The organism is Hymenobacter sp. BT730 (assembly GCF_030542105.1).
In the GTDB taxonomy this organism is placed as follows: domain Bacteria; phylum Bacteroidota; class Bacteroidia; order Cytophagales; family Hymenobacteraceae; genus Hymenobacter.
This window is the reverse complement of the sequence record NZ_JAUOFB010000003.1, coordinates 427,858-449,517: the sequence shown is the minus strand read 5'-3', so window position 1 is coordinate 449,517 and position 21,660 is coordinate 427,858. Positions and strand designations below refer to the sequence as shown.

Sequence of the window (21,660 nt, the reverse complement as noted above, 5' to 3'; positions counted from 1 at the left end):
GTATTTTTATCCCCGCCTCAGCAGCTTCGTCGCTATTGCCCGGATGGAGGAGTTTGCCGCGCAGAAGGGCAAGAAGGTAATTGCTAGCTTTGCCGGACTTCTCCCTTCCCACATGATTCGAACCGTCATCTTCGATATGGATGGTGTGCTGGTTGACACCGAGCCGCTCCACCACGACGCCTTTTTCCGTCACTTTGCCGAGTTAGGCATTCCTATGACTCGAGAGGAATACTCCACCTTCCTCGGTTCCTCTACCCGTAACGTGTACCAACTGCTGAAAGAGCAGTTTGGCCTGCGGGAAGACGTAGAAACGCTAATGAGCCGTAAGCGGGAGCTGTTCGGCAAGTCGTTTGACGAATCTGCAGAGCTGGATTTGCTGCCCGGCGCCCGGCCGCTTATTGAGGATCTGTTTAGGGCCGGTATCCCGCTTCAGCTGGCATCCTCAGCTTCTAAAGAAACCATTGACCGGGTTTTCACGCGCTTCGGGCTGTACCCGTATTTCGATAACCTGGTGAGCGGGGAGGACTTTCCGAAGTCGAAGCCCGACCCGGCTATTTTCCTGCATGCGGCCAAGCTAAGCGGCATGCCGCCCCGGGAATGCCTGGTCATTGAAGACTCAGCCAACGGCGTAACGGCGGCCAAGGCGGCTGGCATGTACTGCATTGGCTACCGCAGCGAGCATTCCGAAGGCCAGGACCTGCATCACGCCGACCACGTGGTTTCGCACTTGAGCCAGCTTAATTATGCCGCTATACAGACGTTTGGCGTTCCGGCATATTAAGCACTTACTGCTGCCTGTTTTGCTTGGAAGAAAAGCGCACCTTAAAAATGCAGCATGCCCTGCCCTTTAAGGTCCTCTACAGCTTACATTCCTCTATCCGCCACGTACTTAATTGTGGATGAAAGGAGAAATGCTGCATGAACAAACGCGCCCTAAACCTACCGGAGCTTGGGTTACTGCTGTTTTTACTCCGCGGTAAAGCAGGCGCTGAGCACCTGCTGGGGCGGCTGCATACGGTGGAAGTAGCAGAGCTAGGGGGAGGCGAGACCGGTAGTTTACGGTTTATCAGTAACCAGCCCAACCGGCAGCTGGGGGAGTTGATTGCTAACACCCATTTTCTGGACGATGATGGTGTGCCAGTGCTGGTTTCGCTGTATCTGGACCAAGAGGGGGGATTGTATGAGCTGGATTGCTGGAAAGTAAATGACATGCCCTTGCAGCGTATCCCGGCTTTCTAGCCTGTTTTTCTATTTACACTTCTCCTTGCGGCGCGTGTCAATGATATGCGCAATCTTCCAGCCATCCGCTAGCTTTACCAGCTGAAAAGAGTTGTAGCCGCAGTGACTGAAGGTGGTGCCCAGGTAAAATTCATAGGGCGTCCAGACACTGGCCAGGTTCGCATCAATCAAAATTTTATCGAAGCTGATGCGCTCATCCCACACCTCTTTGTGGGGCGTGCCCACAGCTTTCACAAACTCAGCGGGACTTTCCGGCAGCAGCTCGGTAATGCCCTTGCGGTTGATGATTGTGTGGAAAATGGCTCCGGGTGCCAGCGTAGAGCGTACCAGCGTACTATCGGCCTGGCGCATGCCTTCAAAGAAGGTAGCAATGGTTTTTTTAACGGCAGCTTCTTCTGCTGAAGCACGTTGGGCCTGAGCCGCAAAAGGGAAAAGCGCCAGGAAAAAGCAAGCAATCAGGAAGGTTTTCATCTAAGAGAAAGAGCGTAGGAATGCAGCGAAGATAATCGAAAGCTTTATCCCAAAACTGGCCTGCTACAACTGCTTAATTTACCCGGCTTTCCGTGTGCTGACTTGGAAGCTGCTGGGGCAGCCCGGCCTGCTTAATGGGCCAGGCACTATATACAGTACGAGGCGTAAGTTCCGACTCCACGCTTTCCACCCGGGTAGTGACTGGTACGTGGAGGGCCACTATGGTATTGCTACTGCTGCGGAAATAGCGGGCAAAGAGCGAGTTAACCGAGGCACGAACTACAGCAAAAACAGGCTCTTTGCTGTTCAGCACCAGGGTCGGGTTGCCTTCCAGCGTATAAACAGGCTGGTTATTAGTGGTTTCGTCCTGGCGGTATTCTACTACCCGGGCGTAGTACTGGCGGTGAGGATTGAGGTTGCGTACCAGCACGTCGTTGTCCTCCTCATTGCTTACCACAAAGGTATCCAGGCCCAGGCGCTGCCCCTGCCCAAAGGAAGAATGGGCGGTATAGGCTACTCCGTCCTGCGGAAAGGCATCTACGGGGGTATCGGCTTTCACCAGCACCAGCCGCCGGGTACCGTTGCCGTTAGTCCAGCGTAGGCGGGCCGCTTCCGTTTTGGAAGTAGTAGCCGTTAGCTCAGAAGCATTCAGCTCAGGTGGTAAAAGATCATGGGAGGGCCAGCTGTCGGTGCCCTGCACGCAGGTGCGGCCCAGCTTATCCAGTGCCTTCCAGAACTGCGCCGAGGTGCCGTTTGAGTTTAGCAAAATAGCCCAGGTATAGCCGTCGGGGGTACGGGCCAGGTAGCTGGCCGTGCCATCGATATACCCCGAATGCTTCCAGTTTCCATCAGCCAGTGCCCAGCCTTTGGCATACGCCGGGTTAGCGGCCGATGGCGTGGTCATTGTTTCAATAGTGGAAGCCGAAAGCAGATCAGCACGGGAATTCAAGCCATCAGCTGAAAGCAGCAGCCGCACTAAGTCACGGGCGGAGAAAATCCAGCCGCCGTGCGCATTCATAGCTTCTAAGTTGAAGCCCCCATAGCTGAGGGGCACCTTTTGCCCGGTTCCGTAGCAGGAAGCCTTGCGGTTGCGCCCCTTGTACTCGGTTTCGCGCTCCTGGCGGGCATCGGGCAGGTTATGACCCAGGTGGGCTTCCAGCACCCCGGCCGGCCGGAGGATGTGCTCCGCTACCCAGGCTTCATACGGTTGGTGGGTTACCTGCTCCAAAATTTTGCCTAGCACCAGGTACCCCACATTGGAATACGCATAATGCTTGCCCGGCGCGGTGTTCAGGCCTCTTTTGAGCAAATAGCCAATCAGGGTGGAGTCGCCAACGGGGTTGGGGGCATGCATGGCCTTGCTAACGGCCAGGGGGAAGTCGATAGGGTCGCAGCCGGAGTGGCCGTCACAGGGGACGCTCCGGTCCCAGCCCGCGGTGTGCTCCAGCAGGTTCTGCACCGTTATATCATAGATGCGCTTATCGGTAATAAGGCGGAGATAGTAGGGGCTCTGCAGGTAGCCATTAGGTCCAAAAACCTTGTGGCTCAGACTGATTTGGCCATCTTCTACCAGCTTCATGATGGCAATAGCTGTTACAGGTTTCGAGACGCTGGCTACACGCAGCAGATTGTAGGGCTGCATGGGTATCTGGCGGGCCTGGTCGGCGTAGCCGAAAGCCCGGTCGTAAACCAGCTTCCCCTCTTTGCTGATGGCTACGGATGCGCCCAGCACATCCCAACGCTTCATGAACTGCTGAATGGCAGTATCGCAGTGGGCTAATTGAGGAACCGGAATGCCGGTTTGCGCGGACGTATGCAGGCTTACAAGAACCAGCAGGAAAGTAAAAATCTGTTTCAAAAGCTTTGCCGACTACACATTCCAACCGCACAGCTAAACCCCGAATAGGGAAGCCATATAGTCGAGCAATTTATTTGAATATTCCGCGAAATAAAAATTCAATTATTAAGTAAATAATATGAATTAAAGAGGATGCTCTAGTGGGAATTTAGGAGATGAATACCCTTTGGCAATGCTTTGTATTTAGTGTAACTGATAAAATAATAAAGAGATATAGTGGTTGCTAGGCCTGAAATGCAGCTACTCATTACATCTGATTCAAAGCTGCTAAACAGAAAAATATTTTGCCAGATAATATATAATTATGCTTATAAATAAGTGGTGCCACTTTATGCTTTGTAGAGGAGGGGAAATACCGCAATTAATGATGACTTCGAACATTTTCTGTTGCTAGCCTCTAACAGGCAAAAAACTGCCTGTTAGAGGCTAGCTTCTAGATACTTTGCGGAGGGGAGTAGCCAGCTAAAATATCCTACAGCCACCGCAACTATGGTCTCACCCCTCTTGTTTGGAGAATAGGGCGCTTCCCTGTATGAGGGAATCTGCTTTTAAAAAAGCTTCAGATTGCCGGTTGGCTGGAGGGAGCAGGCAGAGCAATTTGTTGTAGTTTTACTTATTCACACCCTGTTTAAAAGGGTATACTGTCAAGTCTATGCGTTCCAAAGGCCTCTTCGATTTAGGACCCGTTTTTGGTTATTTCTTTCGTAAGAATGATCCAAACCGCAAATCCAACTTCAACCTGCGCACCATGCACTTCATCAATAAGCTGAGCATGGCCATGTTTGTCGTTGGCTTTCTGGTGCTGCTATACCGCTGGTTTGTTCGTTAACCTCTGAAATAAGAGCCGGGCAATGAACATTGAAGATTTCCGCGACTATTGTCTGCTAAAACCCGGGGTAACGGAGGAAACACCCTTTGGCCCGGAAACACTGGTATTTAAGGTAGGGGGCAAAATCTTTGCCCTGACCGATATCGACACGTTTGGCAGCGTGAATCTGAAGTGCGACCCGGAGTTTGCGATGGAGCTGCGCGAAAAGTACGACTACGTACAGCCTGGCTATCACATGAATAAGAAGCACTGGAACACTGTGCTGGTAGGCACCGGTGTTACAGACGAGCAGCTACAGGAATGGACAGACCATTCCTATAGCCTGGTGCTGGCCTCACTGCCCCGCACCGTGCGGGAAGAAGTGGCTGGCCCACAAGAGTAAGCCTGCTGAAATGCTCCGGGCTAGTCTATCTGATAGCCGGAATGAGATATGGGCCACTCCGGTACGGGCTGACCGGACAGTTCCCGCAGTGTAGCTTCAATCATGTTGCTCATGCTATTCAGGGCCAGATCATTGGGCTGCGTACCAAAGGGCTCTTCAATCTCGCTGATTATGGCATCCAGCGCCATAAACGTGTAGCCGATGAAAACCACAATGAGCGGGGTAGCCCAGCTAATACTTTCCACCAACCCAAACGGTAGTAGGAAGCAGTACAGGTACACGGTGCGGTGAAGCAGCACACTATAGGTATAGGGGACGGGCGTGCTGGCTAGTCGCTCACACCCGCCTACAATGTCGGAAAGCTGGTTGAGGTTGCGGTCGAAGGCCAGGTGGGTGTTGCTATCCAGTCGTCCGGCTTGGCTGGCTTCCTGCAGCCAATGGCCCATTTCGCGTAGTAGCACAATGGGGCGGAAGTGAGCCTGTTGCACAGTTTCGGCGAGGGAGGGCGGTAGCAGGCGCTGCAGGTCAGTGGCCGGGTTGGTTTGCCGAAGCTGATGGCGCAGGGTGTGCGTAAAGGCAATGAGCAACTGTACAAAGTGCGCCACCTCAGCCGAATCTGACGGGTAGCCGCTCATGGTGAGGGCCTGCCGGGCCAGGGAGCGGGTAGTGTTGAGTAGTGCGCCCCACAGCTTACGCCCTTCCCAGAAACGGTCGTAGCTAACATTGTTATAGAACCCCAGAAAGATGGCCAGGGCCACGCCAAACAGGGTAAACGGTGTAGCCGTGAGCGGAATCCTATGCTGGAAAATAGTACCGTGATAGTAAGTTACTACCACCGATAGCACAAACAACAGGAGTAGACGGGGCAGAATCTGCGGCAGTACCGAGCCCTGCCACACAAACAGCATCTGAAACCAATTGTACTTCGGCCTTATAATCATAAGGCCGCATACGCATTGGCAGCAGGTTTGGGTGGGAGCAGCGTATAGGCCTCAACAGGAATAAGCTGACCTCCTGCGAGGTAGGCAGAAAGAACTTTGACATCCAGGAATTATTCTTGACTTTTGTTTGTAACTACTGAGGTTACAATCCTATCTTTGCACCGTCAGGAAACAGTGGCGTCGTCCGACGTCGTATTCCCAACAAATCATGCAGATCAGCAGCCGCTTTTCCGTCGCCATTCACGTGCTTTCCTTGCTGGCTCTGCAGCAGGAAGACGACGTGCTGCTGACCTCAGAGCGCATGGCAGGCAGCGTGAATACCAATCCCGTAGTAATTCGGCGCATTCTTGGCCAGCTCAAAAAGGCGGGTCTGGTAGAAGTGCGGCCGGCATCAGGTGGTACCTTCCTAACGCGTACCCCGGCGGATATTTCCCTGCTGGAAGTATACCGCGCCGTGGAGGTTGTGGAAGAAGGACAATTGTTCAGCGTGCACGATAAGCCCAACCCTAAGTGCCCCGTCGGCCGCAACATTCAGTCGGCCCTGGATGATACGCTGCAACAGGCCCAGCAGGCCATGGAGCAGGTATTGGCGGGGGTAACGCTGCACCACGTGACGACGGATATTCAGCAAAAGGCCATAACCATGTGCTAGCTATTTTTTTGACTTCAATTGTAACAATATTGGTTACAATAACTATTTATTTTACTTTCACTCAACTCATTTCAATATGAAAATTGCCCTCATCGGAGCCACTGGATTTGTTGGCTCGCACCTACTGACTGAAGCCCTCAGCCGAGGTCACGAGGTAACTGCCATTGTGCGTAATCCTTCCAAACTGTCTGTGCAACACGAAAATCTGCGCGTTGCTGTTGGTGATGTGAACAAGGTAGAGGAGTTTGCCCAGCAGCTAACCGGCCACGATGTTGTGGTTAGTTCCTTCAACCCCGGCTGGACCAACCCCAACCTGTATCAGGATTTCCTCCAAGGCTCCAAAGACATTGAAGCCGCCACCGAAAAATCGGGCGTGAAGCGCCTGGTGACTATAGGCGGAGCAGGCAGCCTGTATATCGATGGTCAGCAGCTGGTAGACGGCCCGCAGTTTCCCGCCGACATTAAGCCCGGCGCCACCTCCGCCCGCGACTATCTGAATCAGTTGAAGCAAAACGATACCCTCGACTGGACGTTCTTCAGCCCCGCCATTGAAATGCATCAGGGCATCAGCACCGGCCGCACCGGACAGTACCGCCTCGGCCTCGAAGCCCCGGTTTTCAACGACGAAGGCCGTAGTGTGCTTTCGGGTGAAGATCTGGCCGTAGTAATCCTGGACGAACTGGAACAGCCGAAACACATCCGCCAGCGCTTTACCGCTGCGTACTAAGCGGGAGTAGCCAAAATGTAGTCTGTCATGCCTCGGCTGTGCTCGGCATGAAGGGCAAGAAAATAAAAAAGGCCTGCTGGATTAATCCAGTAGGCCTTTTTTGGGTTTAACAGTCGGGCAATTAGACCACCACGTTTACCATGCGGCCGGGCACCACAATCACCTTTTTGGCTTCTTTACCATCGGCGAAGCGGGCCAGGATATCAGTTGCGCGCACGGCGGCTTCAATTTCCGCGGCGGTGGCGGTAGCGGCAAACTGCAGCTGCTCGCGCACTTTGCCGTTGATAGCCACCGGATACGTTACCGTGTCTTCTACCAGATACTCTTCCTTGAACTCAGGGTAGGAAGCGGAGCTGATGCTGCCCGGCGCGTGGCCCAGCTTCTGCCACAGCTCTTCTGCCAGGTGGGGCGCATAAGGCGAAATCAAAACCACCAGCGGCTCCAGCACCGCCCGCTTGTGCGAGTCCAGGGCCGTCAGCTCGTTCACCGTTATCATCAGGGCACTGACAGTGGTGTTGAAGCTGAACCGCTCAATGTCTTCCTCTACCTTCTTAATGGCCTTGTGCAGCGCCTTCAGCTCCTGCGGGGTGGCTGCCTCGTCCGTCACGGCGAAGTCACCATCCTGCGGGTGGTAGAGGCGCCAGAGCTTCTTGAGGAAGCCCGAAACGCCGCTCATGCCATTGGTATTCCAAGGCTTGAATTGCTCCAGCGGCCCCAGGAACATTTCATACAAGCGCAGCGCATCGGCCCCAAACTTCTCAATGAGAACATCAGGGCTCACTACGTTATACTTCGATTTCGACATCTTTTCGACCTCGACGCCGCACACGTAGGTGCCGTTATCTTCGAGGATGAACTCAGCCGTGGCGTAATCGTCGCGCCACTTTTTAAAGGCTTCCAGATCGAGCACATCATTCTCCACGATGTTCACGTCGACATGCAGGGCGGTAGTTTCGTGCTGCGCTTTCTTGCTGGCCGTCACAAACGTGTTGGTGCCGTTGATGCGGTACACAAAGTTGGAGCGGCCTAAGATCATGCCTTGGTTGATGAGCTTTTGGAAAGGCTCATCGGCCGTTACCAGGCCCAGATCTTTCAGGAACAGATGCCAGAAGCGGGAGTAGAGCAGGTGGCCCGTAGCATGCTCTGCACCACCTAGATATAAGTCTACCTTCTTCCAGTATTTCTCGGCTTCTTCGCCCACGAAACGGGTTTCGTTGGTGGGGTCCATGTAACGCAGGTAGTACCAGGAGGAGCCGGCCCAGCCGGGCATAGTGCTTAGCTCATACTCGTACTGACCTTTGTATTTCCAGTCCTTGGCGCGACCCAGGGGCGGCTCGCCGGTTTCGGTGGGCTTGTACTCGTCAATTTCCGGCAGCACCAGCGGCAGGTCGGCTTCGGCCACGCCGTAGGCTACGCCATCCTTGTAGTAAATCGGGATAGGCTCACCCCAATAACGCTGGCGGCCGAAGATGGCGTCGCGGATACGGAAGTTGGTTTTGCCTTTGCCCTGGCCTTTTTCTTCCAGGTAGGCAATGAGCTTTTGGGTGGCTTCTTTGTAGCCGAGGCCGTTTATGATGCCCGAGTTGATGTACTTGCCTTCTTTGGTAGGGTCAGCCTGCTCTTCCAGATTTTGCTGGGCGTCCGTTACCTGAATTATGGGCAGGTTGAAGTGCTTGGCAAACACATAGTCTCGCTGGTCGCCGCTGGGCACGGCCATTACGGCGCCGGTGCCGTAGCCAGCCAGCACGTAATCCGCAATCCAGATTTGCACTGGCTCGCCGCTTACCGGGTTGATGGCAAAGCTGCCAGTAAAGGCACCCGAAACCGTTTTGGTATCGGCCATCCGGTCGCGCTCCGAGCGGCGCTTAGTGGCATTGATGTACTCCTCAATATGCTCCTTTTGCTCAGGCGTGGTCAGCTCCGTCACCAGCTCATGCTCGGGAGCCAGCACCAGGAACGTAGCACCGTAAATAGTGTCTACGCGGGTGGTATACACCTTGATGTGGGCCGTGGGGTGGTCCTGCACCTCAAACGTCACTTCGGCGCCAATGCTCTTGCCAATCCAGTTGCGCTGCATTTCCTTCACGGCTTCGGGCCAGTCGATGTGGTCGAGGCCGCGCAGGAGGCGGTCGGCGTAGGCTGTGATGCGCAGGTTCCACTGAGGCATCAGGCGGCGCTCTACAGGAAAGCCGCCGCGCTCGGAAAGCCCATCTTTTACTTCATCATTGGAAAGCACTGTACCCAGACCGGGGCACCAGTTCACGTAGGTATCCTGCTGGTAGGCCAGGCGGTAGGGGTGCACGGCCTGCAGGCGCTGCTTTTCGCTGAACGACTGCCACTGGCCCGCCGTGAAGCTGTGCCGCTCCTCATCGTCGCCGGCCGCGCGGATGCCTTCGCTGCCATTCTGCTCAAACTTCTCCAGCAGGGTTTTCAGGGGCTCGGCGCGGTCGGTATCCAGGTTATACCAGGAGTTGAACAGCTTGAGGAAAATCCACTGCGTCCACTTATAGTAGCTGGGGTCGGAGGTACGTACTTCGCGGCTCCAGTCGTAGCTGAACCCCAGGGAGTTAAGCTGCCGAATGTAGGTCTCAATGTTCTGGTCCGTAGTAATGGCGGGGTGCTGCCCGGTCTGGATGGCATACTGCTCAGCAGGCAGGCCAAACGAATCGAAACCCATGGGATGCAGCACGTTAAAGCCCTGCAGACGCTTGTAGCGCGACACAATATCAGAGGCAATGTAGCCTAGTGGGTGCCCCACGTGCAGCCCCGCCCCGGAAGGATAGGGAAACATGTCCAGCACGTAGAACTTGGGCTTCTCAGAGCTGTTTTCCGCTTTGAAGGTATTGTGCTCTTTCCAGTGGGCTTGCCACTTCTTCTCGATATCCTGGGGGTAGTAGCCGGGCATACAATTCTGCTGCGTGTGAAGTGGCGAAATTACAGAAAGAACCGCACCCGCACTGAACTAGGCCGTTATTGTTTATTGTATGCGGTTTCTACCACTGGCAGAGTAAAGCGGAAACTACTGCCACAGCCGGGCAGGCTCTCTACCCACAGGTGGCCACCCTGAGCTTCAATGAATTCACGCGAAATGCTTAAACCCAGCCCGGAGCCACCCTTGTGCCCGCTGGGGTTAGGTACCTCGGTGAAGCGCTGAAAAATCTTCTCATGATGTTCGGTAGCAATGCCGGGCCCGCAATCCTGCACATTGATTTCTACAGTGTTAGCCTGTTGCGTGGCCTGTACCAGCAGATTGGCGCCGGTAGGCGAGTAGCGAATAGCATTGCTGAGTAGATTGATCAGGACCCAGGTTGTTTTTTCCAGGTCGGCGTGAACAGGAGGTAAAGTACTAGGCATGTCCACGCAGAGCTGTAACTGCTTGTCGTCAATCTGCAGGCGCACCGTATCAATGGCGTAATTGACTACCTCAGCCAAGGCAACAGGCTGCACATCGAATTGAATTTCAGACCCGGCATCAAGGCGCGACACGGCCAGAAGCTGGCCTACCATGTTGAGCAGACGCTGCGTTTCGTCCCGAATACCATCGGCCAGGCGCTGGCGTTCCTCCGCCTCTGTGCGCTCGTCCTGCAGCAGCATAAGACTTAGCTTGATGCTGGCCAGCGGCGTTTTTAGCTCATGCGAGATGGTAGCCAGATAGTTTGACTTCATCTGGTCGAGCTTCTTGAAATCCGATACATTACGCAGTGACAAAATATGCCCGGCAAACTCGGTACGCCCTACTTCCTTGTTGAAAAAGACAATGTGGTTGATGGTTAGCTGATAGTATACTTCTTCACTCCGCTGCTGAAATGTGAGCATGCGCGGGGGCTCAGGAGCAGTGCTCGGGGCCATACCAGCCAGCAACGTACCGAACATATCGGCCAGCACTTCATTCTGGTGGCTCAGGTCTTCAATCTGTTGGCCTACCAGATCAACGGCCCGCAGTCCCAGTAGCTTGCGCGCCAGTGGGTTGGCCAGCAGCACGCACCCCGACTGATCTACCAGCAGCAGGCCTTCGTCCAAGTGTTCTACCATGCTTTCCAGGCGGCTGCGCTCCGTAGCCAGTGCCGCCCGTGTGGAGCTGCGCTGGTCCTGCATATAGCCAAAAGCACGGTTGAGGGCCAGCGCCACGGCACCTACCTCATCGTTTTTGGCTATGGATACCTGCGTGGCAGGGCTGGGGCTGGCTACGGCTTCTACATCGGCGGTAAGGCGGCGTAGGGGGCGCAGAACGGCACGGGGCAAGCGCACAATCAAGCCTATGGCAGCCGCAGCACTTAAGAGAATAAGAATAAGAACCAGTCGTTGGGCCCGGTATGTGTAGCCGGCAGTCTGGCGGGCTTCCTGCTTGAAGGAAGCCGTGTTAAGGCCAATCATGCGGTGCGTTTCGGCCCGCAGCTGACGCAGCTTTGCGAGTTGCTGCGCAACCGGCGCCCGGTCATCTACGAGGCGCTGATATTCAGCTGCGTGTTGCGTGAGTGTATTAACTAAATCCAGTTCCTGCTCCTGGGTAACGTTAACGGCTTCCTGAGTGAGGGCAAGGCGCAAATCCTGCAGGGGTGCCGTTGCGGCGTGCTGGTCTTCCAGCTGATCGAGTGCCCGCAGCATGTGCTGACCATATTCTATGGAGCGCACTTGCTTGACACCCCGCGCGCCTGATTCCAGCCGTTGCAGCGCAAAATACGCATACCCGCCCAGCGTCAGCAGTAAGGCCAGCATCAGCAGAATACTCAGGCGAATTTTAAGTTTGAGGGACATGGTAACCTTTGAAAAGACCGTTGTGCCGCGCCTAAATCTCGCGACAGAACGGTCATCTTAAATTCTTACTGATTAAGTCTGTAGGACCAGGGCTTACAGCTCATATTCCTGCACCTTCCGGTACAAAGTGGTTAGGCCAATGCCCAGGCGGCGGGCGGCTTCGGTTTTGTTGCCCTGCACCTGGTGCAGCACCTGGCGAATATGGCGTGCTTCCACGGCCCGCAGGCTTTGGTCGTTGGCATCAGCAGCGGGGCTGAGGGGGGCAGGCAGGGTGTGGAATTCGTCGGGGAGGTAGCCAGCGGCCAAGGGCTGGTCAGCCGGCGCGAGGATAGCGGCGCGCTCCAGCACGTTTTTCAATTCGCGCACATTACCGGGCCATTCGTAGCGCTGCAGCAGCTCCACGCACTCGGGCTCCAGACTGGGCAGGCGCTTGCGCAACTGGGCAGCAAAGTGCTGCAGGAAGTACTCGGCCAAAGCCGGTACATCAGCGGCCCGCTCCTTCAAACTGGGCACGTTGATGGTAAAAACGGAGAGACGGTAATACAAATCAGGTCGAAAATTTCCGGCCGCAGCTTCCTGTTTAAGGTTGCGGTTGGTAGCCGCCACAATGCGCACGTTCACGCTGGTGGGTTTGGTGTCGCCGAGCTTAGTGAACTGCCGGGTTTCCAGCACCCGCAGAAATTTGGCCTGCACGTTCAGCTCCAGCTCCCCAATTTCATCCAGAAACAACGTGCCGCCATTGGCTTCTTCCAGCAAGCCTTTTTTATCGGCCAGCGCCCCGGTAAAGGCACCGCGCTTGTAGCCAAATAGCTCCGATTCCAGTAAATCCTTCGGGAAAGCCGAGCAGTTTACGGCCACAAATGATTTGAGCTTCCGCTCACTGGCTTCGTGAATAGCCTGGGCAAATAGCTCTTTGCCCGCGCCGGTGGGGCCTTCCAGTAGCACCGTACTATCCGTGGGAGCCACCTGGCGGGCCAGGTCCTGGGCACGGCGCAGCGCCGTAGCCGTACCAATCATGCTCTCGAAGCTGTAGCGCTGGCCCATGCGACGCTCCAACTCGGCTACACGCCGGCGCAGGCGGGCTTTTTCGGCAGCGCGCTCCACTACCACTACCAATTGCTGTTCAAAGTCGCCCTTAGTGAGGTAATCGAAAGCACCCTGTTTCATGGCCCGCACCCCATCCGGGATGGTGCCGAAAGCAGTTAGGAGCACAATTTCAATATCAGGCGCTTTTGCTTTCAGGCGCGGAATCAGGTCTACGCCGTGGGCATCGGGCAGCTTTACGTCACTGATGACCACCAGCACTTCATCGGCGTGCTGCTGGAGCAGTTCCAGGCCGCGCGTGGCGTCGGGCGCTTGCAGCGCGGTGTAGCCTTCCAACTCCAGTACCCGGGCCAGCAGCTGGCGCAAGCGGGCTTCGTCATCAATCAGCAGGAGGGTACCAGTGGGCATTGGGAGAAGAATTGAATTTTAGATGCTGCTTATTGAATGAGGTGCAATTGGCACGAAGGTATAAGCTGACGAGTAGAGAGTATTAGAATAGATTTTGGAAGTTGTTTACTGTTTCATCCTGAGTTGTGCGAAGGACCTTATGCCAGTTAAACGAGTCGGTGGTACGCTAGGCGTTCTGCCGGGAGAAGGTCCTTCGCACAGCTCAGGATGACAACTTTTTCTAAACCTTCACCATTTCTAAACCTTCCATTTTCTAAAAGCTTACCGCAATGGAGGAAGTGATATTTCCGTAGGTGCGAGCCATTCCCGCATCATCTGTTGCAAAAAGCTGCTCCCGGCCATGCAACACCCGGCCTTCCACCCGCGCCACCACATGGCTGGAGTGTGCATAGTCCAGGTTGAGGGAAGCCCCTGCTACACGAAACAGGTTTTCTGAGCCCAATGGGCGGATGTTTTGGATAATGATGCCATGAGCGGCCTGATAATACTCGGCCCGCGCTGCGCCCACCCATTTTTCCGTGAACTGATACCGCGCTAAAACTGCCGCCGTATGCCAGACATCAGCCCGGCGGCCCGGTGCCTGCTGGGCCCCAACATCAAATATGCCCGTCAGGCTTAGTTTTTTTGTAGCAGTGTAGCTGACGTAGAAATCATGGAAATAGCGCCGCCGGCGGGAGGAATCCTGGGGCTGCTCGTTCCCGAAGAAGGTGCTGCTGTTGAGCAGTAGCTTCTCGGTGGGGCGCCACTGCAGCTGGGTTCCGAGGGCTTTGCCTCGGTTGTTGTCGCGCAGGTTCTGCCAGCCGTTTAGCACCAAACCAGTGAGGGTTAGCTTGGGCGAGGCTTCGTAGGTAAAGCGGGCCCCGGCTTCGTAATACGGGGAGTTTTCGGCGGCCAGGGAGCGGGTCAGTGTCCAGTTGTCCTTGCTCAGCGCGGATTCAAACCCAATGTGCGAGTTGAAAATACCGAGGTCGAGCCAGGTATTTTGGGTAGGCCGAAAGCCGACGTACCCTTCATACACGTGCCGCAGCACTTCCGGCTCACTGGCATAGTTAGCCCCAACATAGGTGCCGGTGTGCAGCGTAACAGCTCCGCGGGCCCGCTCATCCTGGTAGCGCAAACCAATCAGGCCATTGTTGAGCGCAAACTCATTAGCGCGGTTGTGCGAGTATAGAAAAGCAGGCCGTTGCTGACTTCTGCCTGGAAAATCATAGCCGTAATACACATCTGCAAAGCCCCAAATGGTGACGGGATTTACACTGTTGGCAGCCGATGGGGCTGTCACGGCTGAGTCAGGCACAGCGGGCGAAACCTGGGCTAGAGCCGGGGTAGTAAGCAATGCTGCCAGACAAATCAGCGTAATGGGTTTCATGGAGAATTTACCGTTGCTGGTAATAGAGAGTGGACAGGTATTTTGAACTTTAAGCGGACAGGACACAGTACTAAGTTGACCTAATTTCGTCTTTCAGATGCTCCACGAAGCGGTTAAACTCAGGTTCTGCTTCTACGTTTTCGTGCCAGGCCAGACCCATTTCGGCCAGGTTGTATTGGTGCTGGGGGCTAATGGTGGCGCCGGGTAGCAGTTTACCTTCGGCATCCCGCTCATAGCCCAGCAGCCAGAGCCGATCGGCCAGGGCGGTGGTAGTCTGGATGTCGTGGGACACGATGACCACGGTGTTGAGCTCGTCCATGGTCGTCACTTCGAGGATGATTTTTTTGACTTCGTCAATCATGGCAATGTCGAGGCCGGAGAAGGGTTCATCCAGCAGAATGAGGTGGTCGGAGCAGAGGAGCTGTTGGGCAATGGCCGCCCGCTGGCGCTGGCCGCCGGAAAGGTGCGCAGGATATTTTTTACGGTGCGGAGCCAGCTGAAACCGCTCCAGATAGGCATCCACCTGGCGCCGGGCTTCTTCGGGCTCAAATTTCCGACCGGCAGCTACTGTGAGGTTGTCCTGCAGGGTGCGGTGGTTGAACAGCGGGTATTGCTGCTGCACAAAGCCCACCGCGCCCGGGGTCACCGGCACCTGTTCGGTACCTACATGCACGGTGCCGCGGGTAGGAGCCAGTAGTCCGGCCATGATGCGGCACAACACCGATTTTCCCAAACCCGAGCGGCCGTAGAAACCGACCACCTGCCCCTGGTTCATGCCCGGCCGGCACACATCCAGCACCTGGGCAGAAATATCGCGCAGAACGGTTTCGCCCGCATATTCCATCGACACATTGTCGAGAGTCAGAACCGGCGCTTTATAGAAATAGGGTGTCATGGTTGTGGGAGAGTAGGGGGATGGGGAAGAGAGCTACCGTGCCGTAGTCAGGGCCGAGTAAGGGAAGAACACGCGGCGCAGGAGGGTGAACAGGTAGTCCTGGGCAGCACCGGCGGCGAGGATAACCAGTTGAATGGCTACTACGCCATCCAGGTGGAGGTAGCGGTTTTGCTTGTAGAGCAGCAGGCCAATGCCGCCTTCCGATTGGTAGAGGGTTTCCACCAGCGTAATCATCGTCCAGATGATGGCGAAGTTCTGGCGCACCACTTCCAGCATGTCGTCCAGCTTACCCAGTACCACTACCTCCAAAAAGCTGCGCCACTCGCCCAGGCCCAGGGTGCGGGCGTGGTCCATTTCCTGCTGCGTGGTGGTCAGAATCACCGAGGTCATACCCGTTACGAGGTAAACGGTGGTAGCGAAAATCAGCACCGAGAGCTTTACCTCGTGGCCTGAGTTAACCATCAGGGCCATGAAAAAGGTGAGGCCGGTGAGGGTGAGGTAGCGCATTTTGGAGGCCGCATACGCCAGGGGCCGGAAGAACGGCAGGGCGGTGAGGTAGGAGATCAGCAGTGCCAGGATGGTGGCCACTGTCAGCGCCTGCAGGGCCGTGGTCATGCTGGCCCACAGCTCCTGAATGAGGCCCTGGGTTGTGATCATATCCTGCAGTGAGCGGAGCACTTCGCCCAGGGAAGGAAACATCCGCAGCGGATAAAACAGCCACAGCAGCAGGAGCAGAGCCCCCTGGCCGGCCGCCATCAGCAGAAAGGTGGTGCGGCGCGGCTGGGCATTGGGTGAGAAGAGTTCTTTCATGGTTGTTCAGGCTTCGGGAAGAAAACGAGGCGATAAGGTGAAGCAGCCCAGCCCGGTGGCTGGGCTGCTTCGGCACGAGAAATAGAGGGTAGCTAGAAATCAGGGAGTAGGATAAAGCATAAGAAATACCGCTGGCATAGAGAGAATTAGTTGCCCAGCACAATTTCCACGCGGCGGTTTTTGGCTTTACCGTCTGGCGTATTGTTGCTGGCTACTGGCTCGGTGGCGCCGTGGGCGTATACCTGCACACGGCCGGCGGGAAAGGCGCTGGTGCTGCGCTGCTCCAGCCAATGCTGCACGGCCAGGGCACGGTCCTCGGAGAGCTGCTGGTTTTTCTGCGGGTCGCCTACGTTGTCGGTGTGGCCGTGCACGGCTACTTTCAGGCGGCCGGCTACTACCAGGTCATCAAAGAGCTGCTGCATTTGGCGCTCAGCGGCGGGCGTAAAGGAGCTTTGGCCCGTGTTGAACTCAATGTTCCAGGCCCGCTTGCTCACGCTCTGGCGGATTTCGTCATCGGCAGCAAAGCGCTGCTGCTCGGCGGGGGCAATGGCTTTACCCCGGTATTTCTCCTGCAGCTTTTTCAGTGGCGCCAGGTTCAGCATTTGCGTCAGGGGCACGTAGCTGGGCAGCTCTTTGGGGTAGAGGCGGCTCTGCACATCCCCAAAGGTTTTGTACACCGAAGCATAGATGTTGGTGCCGCCGGCATCCAGCCCAAACAGCGTAAGGTTATCCGCGAAGTTGAACGCCTTGCTACCACCTAATTCTACTACTTCGCCGTTGCGGTCGGCCTCGCTCACACCTTTGTAGTAGCGCAGCCAGTAGGCACCGGGCTTGTCTTTATCGCCGTACACCGCCGCCGAAATATCGGCGGCGCGCTGCAGGGCTTCAGGGTGAGATTTTACCTGGTCGCCGGCTACGGCAAAGGCAGTCATGAGGCCTTCCACTTCTTTCTGGTGCGTTTCATACCAGAGCTTAGTCGTCACCATAATGTTGGGCATCTGGTTCGAGTAGTCCTTGGTAGACACAATGTTCACGAGGCCGCCTTTCTGACGGGCAATGTTCACGTCGCCCGGCGTCCAAGTAGCCACGGCATCGGCCACCACGTCTACTTTCACGCCGGTGTTTTTGCCGTTCACCACTTTGGTGCGCTGTTCGGGCTTGCCCAGAATGTATTTCTCAGCGGCCACCAGGAAGTCAGATGCGGCCATGAAGTTCACGGCCTCGGGGTCGTAAGTGGTTTCGTCGGGGTTTACTTTCAGGCCGTTGTCGGCGCACCATTTAAGGGCAATGTTCTGGTCGCCGTCGCGCAGGTAGCAGGCAATGGTTTTGCCCAGGGCCGTTTTGGGGTTGTCGAGCCACTCTTTCGGGCCCATCAGCTTATCCTCGCCGAAGGATTTACCCACCGAGTAGGGAATGATCTGCAGGCCGGTGCCGGCTTTTTCCAGCTGGGCCTGCACCGCCGAGAAGGCCGGTAGACCGTCGCCCATTATGCTCACCAGCAGGCCCGGCGTTTCGGGGTTCTGCTGCATGTCCAAGGCATTTTTCACCAGGTCGGCCTGCATTTTGGAGACGTCGTCCTGACGCACAATCTGCATATCCAGACCGTTGGCGGCCAGCGCTGAGCCCTCCGTAGTGCGCGGCCCGCCGTTGGCCAGCATGCCGGCCATCTGCGAGTTCCAGGCCATTACCTCCCACACCACGGGCGTGCCTTTTTCAGCCGGCGTTTCGGAAGGCAACGGTGCCAGCGGCACGGCCACGTTGGTGCGCGAGCCACCGGCCGTAGTAGGCAGCTCAATGGAGTTCAGCAGTACCGATTCGGTAGCCGCTTTCTTGAAGACCATGCCGCTCGACACCAGCTTGTTGATGCCGAAGTACAGCAGCGCCACGATAAGGGCGCCAATTACAATTTTACCGCGAGTTGTCATGATATAGAGGGAAAGAAAGTTTGAAAGGGAAGAGGTGTGGGGCAGTGCTTAGTCCAGCAGACTGCTGTAAGCATCGGTAGTGGCGGTGCGGAGCTGGGTTGGGGAGGCAGGCGTGAGGGACTTTTCGTCGAGCAAGGCGTTGAACTCGCCTTTCTGGTATTTCTCCAGCAGGCGCTGGCCTTTCTCGCTCATCACGCCATTCTGGATGTCCATCTCCTTCACGAACTCCTGGGAGTAGCGCATGGCCTGCTTAATCTGGCCGAGCTGCTGGGCCATGTCCTGGGCCACCCGGTCGGTAGCCAGGTCGAAGAAGTACTTCTTGTCAGGGTCGCCGCGCAGAATGTTCATGGCGGCGCGCATGCCGCTGCTGGTGCGTTTCACCAGCTCGTACTCGTCTTTCAGCAGGTTCACTTTAAACTTGCTGTTGTCTATCTGGCGCAGGGCGGCTTTCAGAATCTGGCGCATCACCAGGCTCACGTTGGCTGTGGTAGTGGCCATAGGCTGCAGGCGCTGATTGTAGTCCTGCAGCTGGGCGGCGCGGGAGGCATAGGAAGCGGCCATGTCGGTTTCCTTTTGCCGGGTAGCCGAATCGGCCAGCGACAGGTACTCGCGCATCTGCTCCTTGTTGGCTTCCAGCTTGCGCTTCACCAGCTCATGGGCGCCTTCAATGTGGCCCACTTCCTCCTCCATTTTGCGGGCTTCCTGCGAGGTACTATGGATGTAGTCCTCCATGATGCCGATGGGGTCGGTGTTGACGAAAATGCCCGCCACGGTGCGAAAAATGCGCTGGCCGGCGTACCACAGCCCGGCCTTAATGCGCGGACTGGTTACCAGTAAAAACAGGGCAAACAGTACGCCCAGGCCAATGCCCAGCTTCACGGTATCAAACACCATGTCTACCAGAAACGGAACGATGGTACCCCAGCCGTAGATGCCGGCGGCCACTACGCCGGCCAGGAAGATCCAGCCAGCTACCTTTTCCGGCTGCTGCCACTTGGGGAGCTTTTCAGATAGGCCGGATTGCGAATCGGAAGGAAAAAGTGCGTTCATAATGCAGGGTTATTTAGTTGAGGTGGGAGGGAAAACGGACGCGCCCAGCAGGAAGGAATTGGCCGCCTGACGGTGGGCCTGCAGCTCGGCGGCGGCAGCCGCGTTAGCCAGCTCGTAGGAAGCCAGCGCCGCCGTGGCTTTCTGGTGTTCCTGCTGGCGTTGTTGCTGGATTTGGAGTAGCTTCTGTTGCTTTACTTCCAGTTGCCGGGTCAGCTCGGTCAGCTCGGTTTGCAGCTGCTGCTCCTGTTTCTGCAGCTCTACCAGGGTGCTGGGCGGGGCTTTGGGCAGCTGAATTTCGCCCAGCTTCGCCCGGTGCCGCTCCTGCACCCGTGCCCGGTCGGCGGCCAGGGCCTGCTCAAATGCATCGGCGGAGGTCAGCAGCGTGGGTAGGTCGAGGCCCGTGACGGCGGCAAAGGCGTTGAAGGCTGTTTGGTATAGCACCGGCCCGCTCAGCCCACTAGCCGCCATGCTCTTCACCATTTTGGTGTATGCCACGAAGTCCTTGCCATTGCCGGCCAACAGGCTCTGAATGTGGTCGAGGTGGCGCTGCTCGGGCTGGGTTGCCAGCGGGGCTGTTGGGCTGAAAGAGGCCGTTGGCGGGGTATTCACCGCCGGGGCGGCATTGGGAAGCGGCCGCGCCGCGGTAGGAGCGGGTTCCTCGCCTTCTTCAATGAAGAAGTCTTTGGCCGCTTTGGCGAGGTTATCAAGAATAGGCATTGGTCAGGCAGTGTTTGGTTGATGGTTGCCTATTGCCAAACCCGGTGCCGCGCTCCGCAGTATTTCTGTTAATTATTTATAAATACTTGATAATCACTGATTAAAAAATAAAAGTGCGGCTGTGACTACAGCCGCACTTTGTGTAAACCCTTTCAAAACGGTAGGGTCGGTTTCCAGAATGAAAGGTTATTCCCGCTTACAGCCCCGGGGCAAGGCCGTCCCAGGTGCCCTCAGTGCTCAGCACCCGAAACCGGGCAAACAGCTCCTCGCCGTACCACTTCTCCTGGCGCGTAAGTCGGATAACCTCTTTGTGTAGCTCGCTTCGGTAGGCAAACGTCTGCATGGCCTGCACCGACTCCCAGATGCTGAAGGTGGCCTGCCGCACCACTGGCAACTCGCCCAGCCCAATAGAAGCCAGTACGCCCGGCGCCTTGTTAGCAGCCGCCAGGCTGGGCGCCACATAGCGCCAGAAACGGGGCGTTTTTTGCCACCGGATAGAGGCCCGCGTAAGCACCGCCACCGGACCATCAGTGGGCAGAACCTCATCCGTGGGATACGCAAAAGGGTTAGCGCCATCCCAGAGGCCGTGGGCCTGCAAAGGGGCCAGCCGCGCCGTCCAGATTTCCTGGGTGCGTTGGCGGTATTCCTGCCACACCGGGTGCGTGGCAAAGAAAGTAGCTGCGGCTTCCTCTGACTCCCACACGGCCATAAAGCCGTAGCGGTTCAGGTTGGGCATAAACTGATAGGACTCTGCCCCGCTTCCCAGCAGTTTTTGGAAACGTAGCCCCGGCACCCGCTGCAGCGGCCGTTGGGCGGTGCCCATCTGCGCCAGTCCCCAGCGGCCATGGCCGGGGCGTAAGGTAAGGATGGAGAGGGTGGTGAGTGGCAAAGGAAGAGGCTATTAACTATAACTAGAAAACAAAAAGGCCGGAATTGCTTCCGGCCTTTCAAAGATAGAGCGGTGTGCCCTTACTTAACCTTCACCTGGGCGTGCTGGTTTACGTCGTCGTCCTTGCTGGGCTCGCCGGTTACTACGGCGCGGGCGTAGGCATAGGCCTGCGTGAGCAGGGAGCTTGGGGTATCCCAGTACTCGCCTTTGTCAATTTCCACCTTCAGAATCATAATCTGGGGGTCGTCTTTGCCTTTGGGGAACCAGGCGCGCATAGGCTCGCTCCACAGCGCGTCAATCTTGGCCTGGTCGCGGAAGGCATTAGCGCGGCCCGAAACTGAGACATACACGTTGCTGTCGGGGTTGGCGTAGCTCAGGTTTACCTGGCTGTCCTTTTTTACCTCGTATATCTTGGCCGAGTCTTTATCCGTCAGGAAGAGCAGGGAGCCATCGGCCTCCGGCTTTTGGGTAAACATGGGGCGGCTATGCAGGCAGTGCTGCTCATCAGAAGTAGTGAGCATGGCAATGCGCACATCTTTGATTTTTTCCAGCAGCGTAGTTATGTCGTGGGTAACGGGTGTTTTAGAAGACATGAGCGTAGAATCGTAGGTTGGTGTCTTGTTGTAATACGTCCCTTTCCTTACGGTCTGGCTTCGACCATGGTTTGCCCGCCTTCCGCATTCAGCCGTTAGTACTAGC

Annotated in this window: 20 protein-coding genes; 6 read left to right on the top strand and 14 right to left on the bottom strand. The window is 56.2% G+C overall.

All coding sequences use genetic code 11. From position 1 onward, the window contains the following. Positions 1-112 precede the first annotated feature (112 nt). The gene (locus Q4G72_RS11835; RefSeq protein WP_303311633.1) at positions 113-781 is read left to right on the top strand and encodes an HAD family hydrolase; all 669 of its coding nucleotides are present in this window, start codon (positions 113-115) and stop codon (positions 779-781) included. A 137-nt stretch (positions 782-918) separates the two neighbouring features. Beyond that, on the top strand, positions 919-1,239 hold the full coding sequence (locus tag Q4G72_RS11830; protein WP_303311632.1) for a DUF6984 family protein: 321 nt from the start codon (positions 919-921) through the stop codon (positions 1,237-1,239). A 9-nt stretch (positions 1,240-1,248) separates the two neighbouring features. Here the strand turns inward: Q4G72_RS11830 and Q4G72_RS11825 are convergent, their stop codons facing one another. Next, on the bottom strand, positions 1,249-1,710 hold the full coding sequence (locus tag Q4G72_RS11825; RefSeq protein ID WP_303311631.1) for a nuclear transport factor 2 family protein: 462 nt from the start codon (positions 1,708-1,710) through the stop codon (positions 1,249-1,251). Between the two features lie 73 nt (positions 1,711-1,783). After that, positions 1,784-3,568 carry a serine hydrolase domain-containing protein gene (locus Q4G72_RS11820; RefSeq protein WP_303311630.1) on the bottom strand — a complete coding sequence of 595 codons (1,785 nt, stop codon included), beginning with the start codon at positions 3,566-3,568 and terminating at the stop codon, positions 1,784-1,786. A 652-nt stretch (positions 3,569-4,220) separates the two neighbouring features. On the opposite strand from Q4G72_RS11820, the gene Q4G72_RS11815 reads away from it, so the two are divergent. Together Q4G72_RS11815 and Q4G72_RS11810 are read left to right on the top strand one after the other, a co-directional pair. Further along, complete coding sequence (locus Q4G72_RS11815; protein WP_303311629.1) at positions 4,221-4,397, top strand: DUF6728 family protein; 177 nt, start codon at positions 4,221-4,223, stop codon at positions 4,395-4,397. Between the two features lie 22 nt (positions 4,398-4,419). Further along, positions 4,420-4,779 carry an MmcQ/YjbR family DNA-binding protein gene (locus tag Q4G72_RS11810; protein ID WP_303311628.1) on the top strand — a complete coding sequence of 120 codons (360 nt, stop codon included), beginning with the start codon at positions 4,420-4,422 and terminating at the stop codon, positions 4,777-4,779. 20 nt (positions 4,780-4,799) lie between these two features. Here the strand turns inward: Q4G72_RS11810 and Q4G72_RS11805 are convergent, their stop codons facing one another. Beyond that, entirely contained in the window at positions 4,800-5,720 is a 921-nt protein-coding gene (locus Q4G72_RS11805; RefSeq protein ID WP_303311627.1) for a bestrophin family protein, read from the bottom strand. Positions 5,721-5,928: 208 nt separating this feature from the next. Between Q4G72_RS11805 and Q4G72_RS11800 the strand changes: the two genes are divergently transcribed. Together Q4G72_RS11800 and Q4G72_RS11795 are read left to right on the top strand one after the other, a co-directional pair. Further along, a complete protein-coding gene (locus Q4G72_RS11800; protein WP_303311626.1) occupies positions 5,929-6,372 on the top strand; it encodes an Rrf2 family transcriptional regulator in 444 nt (147 codons plus the stop codon). A 76-nt stretch (positions 6,373-6,448) separates the two neighbouring features. After that, entirely contained in the window at positions 6,449-7,099 is a 651-nt protein-coding gene (locus Q4G72_RS11795) for an NAD(P)-dependent oxidoreductase (protein WP_303311625.1), read from the top strand. 121 nt (positions 7,100-7,220) lie between these two features. Here the strand turns inward: Q4G72_RS11795 and leuS are convergent, their stop codons facing one another. From leuS to Q4G72_RS11740, 11 genes are all read right to left on the bottom strand, one after another. Continuing rightward, complete coding sequence (gene leuS, locus Q4G72_RS11790; RefSeq protein ID WP_303311624.1) at positions 7,221-10,004, bottom strand: leucine--tRNA ligase; 2,784 nt, start codon at positions 10,002-10,004, stop codon at positions 7,221-7,223. A gap of 65 nt (positions 10,005-10,069) precedes the next feature. After that, positions 10,070-11,854 (bottom strand): sensor histidine kinase, encoded by a 1,785-nt coding sequence (locus Q4G72_RS11785; RefSeq protein ID WP_303311623.1) that lies wholly within the window; start codon positions 11,852-11,854, stop codon positions 10,070-10,072. A gap of 93 nt (positions 11,855-11,947) precedes the next feature. Further along, entirely contained in the window at positions 11,948-13,306 is a 1,359-nt protein-coding gene (locus Q4G72_RS11780) for a sigma-54-dependent transcriptional regulator (RefSeq protein WP_303311622.1), read from the bottom strand. Between the two features lie 253 nt (positions 13,307-13,559). After that, positions 13,560-14,675: a porin gene (locus Q4G72_RS11775; protein WP_303311621.1), complete on the bottom strand. Its 1,116-nt coding sequence runs from the start codon at positions 14,673-14,675 to the stop codon at positions 13,560-13,562. A 70-nt stretch (positions 14,676-14,745) separates the two neighbouring features. After that, on the bottom strand, positions 14,746-15,570 hold the full coding sequence (locus tag Q4G72_RS11770; protein WP_303311620.1) for an ATP-binding cassette domain-containing protein: 825 nt from the start codon (positions 15,568-15,570) through the stop codon (positions 14,746-14,748). A gap of 33 nt (positions 15,571-15,603) precedes the next feature. After that, positions 15,604-16,380 carry an ABC transporter permease gene (locus Q4G72_RS11765; protein WP_303311619.1) on the bottom strand — a complete coding sequence of 259 codons (777 nt, stop codon included), beginning with the start codon at positions 16,378-16,380 and terminating at the stop codon, positions 15,604-15,606. 146 nt (positions 16,381-16,526) lie between these two features. Continuing rightward, positions 16,527-18,305: an OmpA family protein gene (locus Q4G72_RS11760; RefSeq protein ID WP_303311618.1), complete on the bottom strand. Its 1,779-nt coding sequence runs from the start codon at positions 18,303-18,305 to the stop codon at positions 16,527-16,529. A gap of 48 nt (positions 18,306-18,353) precedes the next feature. Further along, positions 18,354-19,355 (bottom strand): hypothetical protein, encoded by a 1,002-nt coding sequence (locus tag Q4G72_RS11755; RefSeq protein WP_303311617.1) that lies wholly within the window; start codon positions 19,353-19,355, stop codon positions 18,354-18,356. Between the two features lie 9 nt (positions 19,356-19,364). Further along, the gene (locus tag Q4G72_RS11750; RefSeq protein ID WP_303311616.1) at positions 19,365-20,072 is read right to left on the bottom strand and encodes a hypothetical protein; all 708 of its coding nucleotides are present in this window, start codon (positions 20,070-20,072) and stop codon (positions 19,365-19,367) included. A 196-nt stretch (positions 20,073-20,268) separates the two neighbouring features. Then, positions 20,269-20,961 carry a spheroidene monooxygenase gene (locus Q4G72_RS11745; RefSeq protein ID WP_303311615.1) on the bottom strand — a complete coding sequence of 231 codons (693 nt, stop codon included), beginning with the start codon at positions 20,959-20,961 and terminating at the stop codon, positions 20,269-20,271. 80 nt (positions 20,962-21,041) lie between these two features. Beyond that, positions 21,042-21,554, bottom strand: coding sequence for a pyridoxamine 5'-phosphate oxidase family protein (locus Q4G72_RS11740; protein ID WP_303311614.1), 513 nt, complete (start codon positions 21,552-21,554; stop codon positions 21,042-21,044). Between the last annotated feature and the right edge of the window lie 106 nt (positions 21,555-21,660).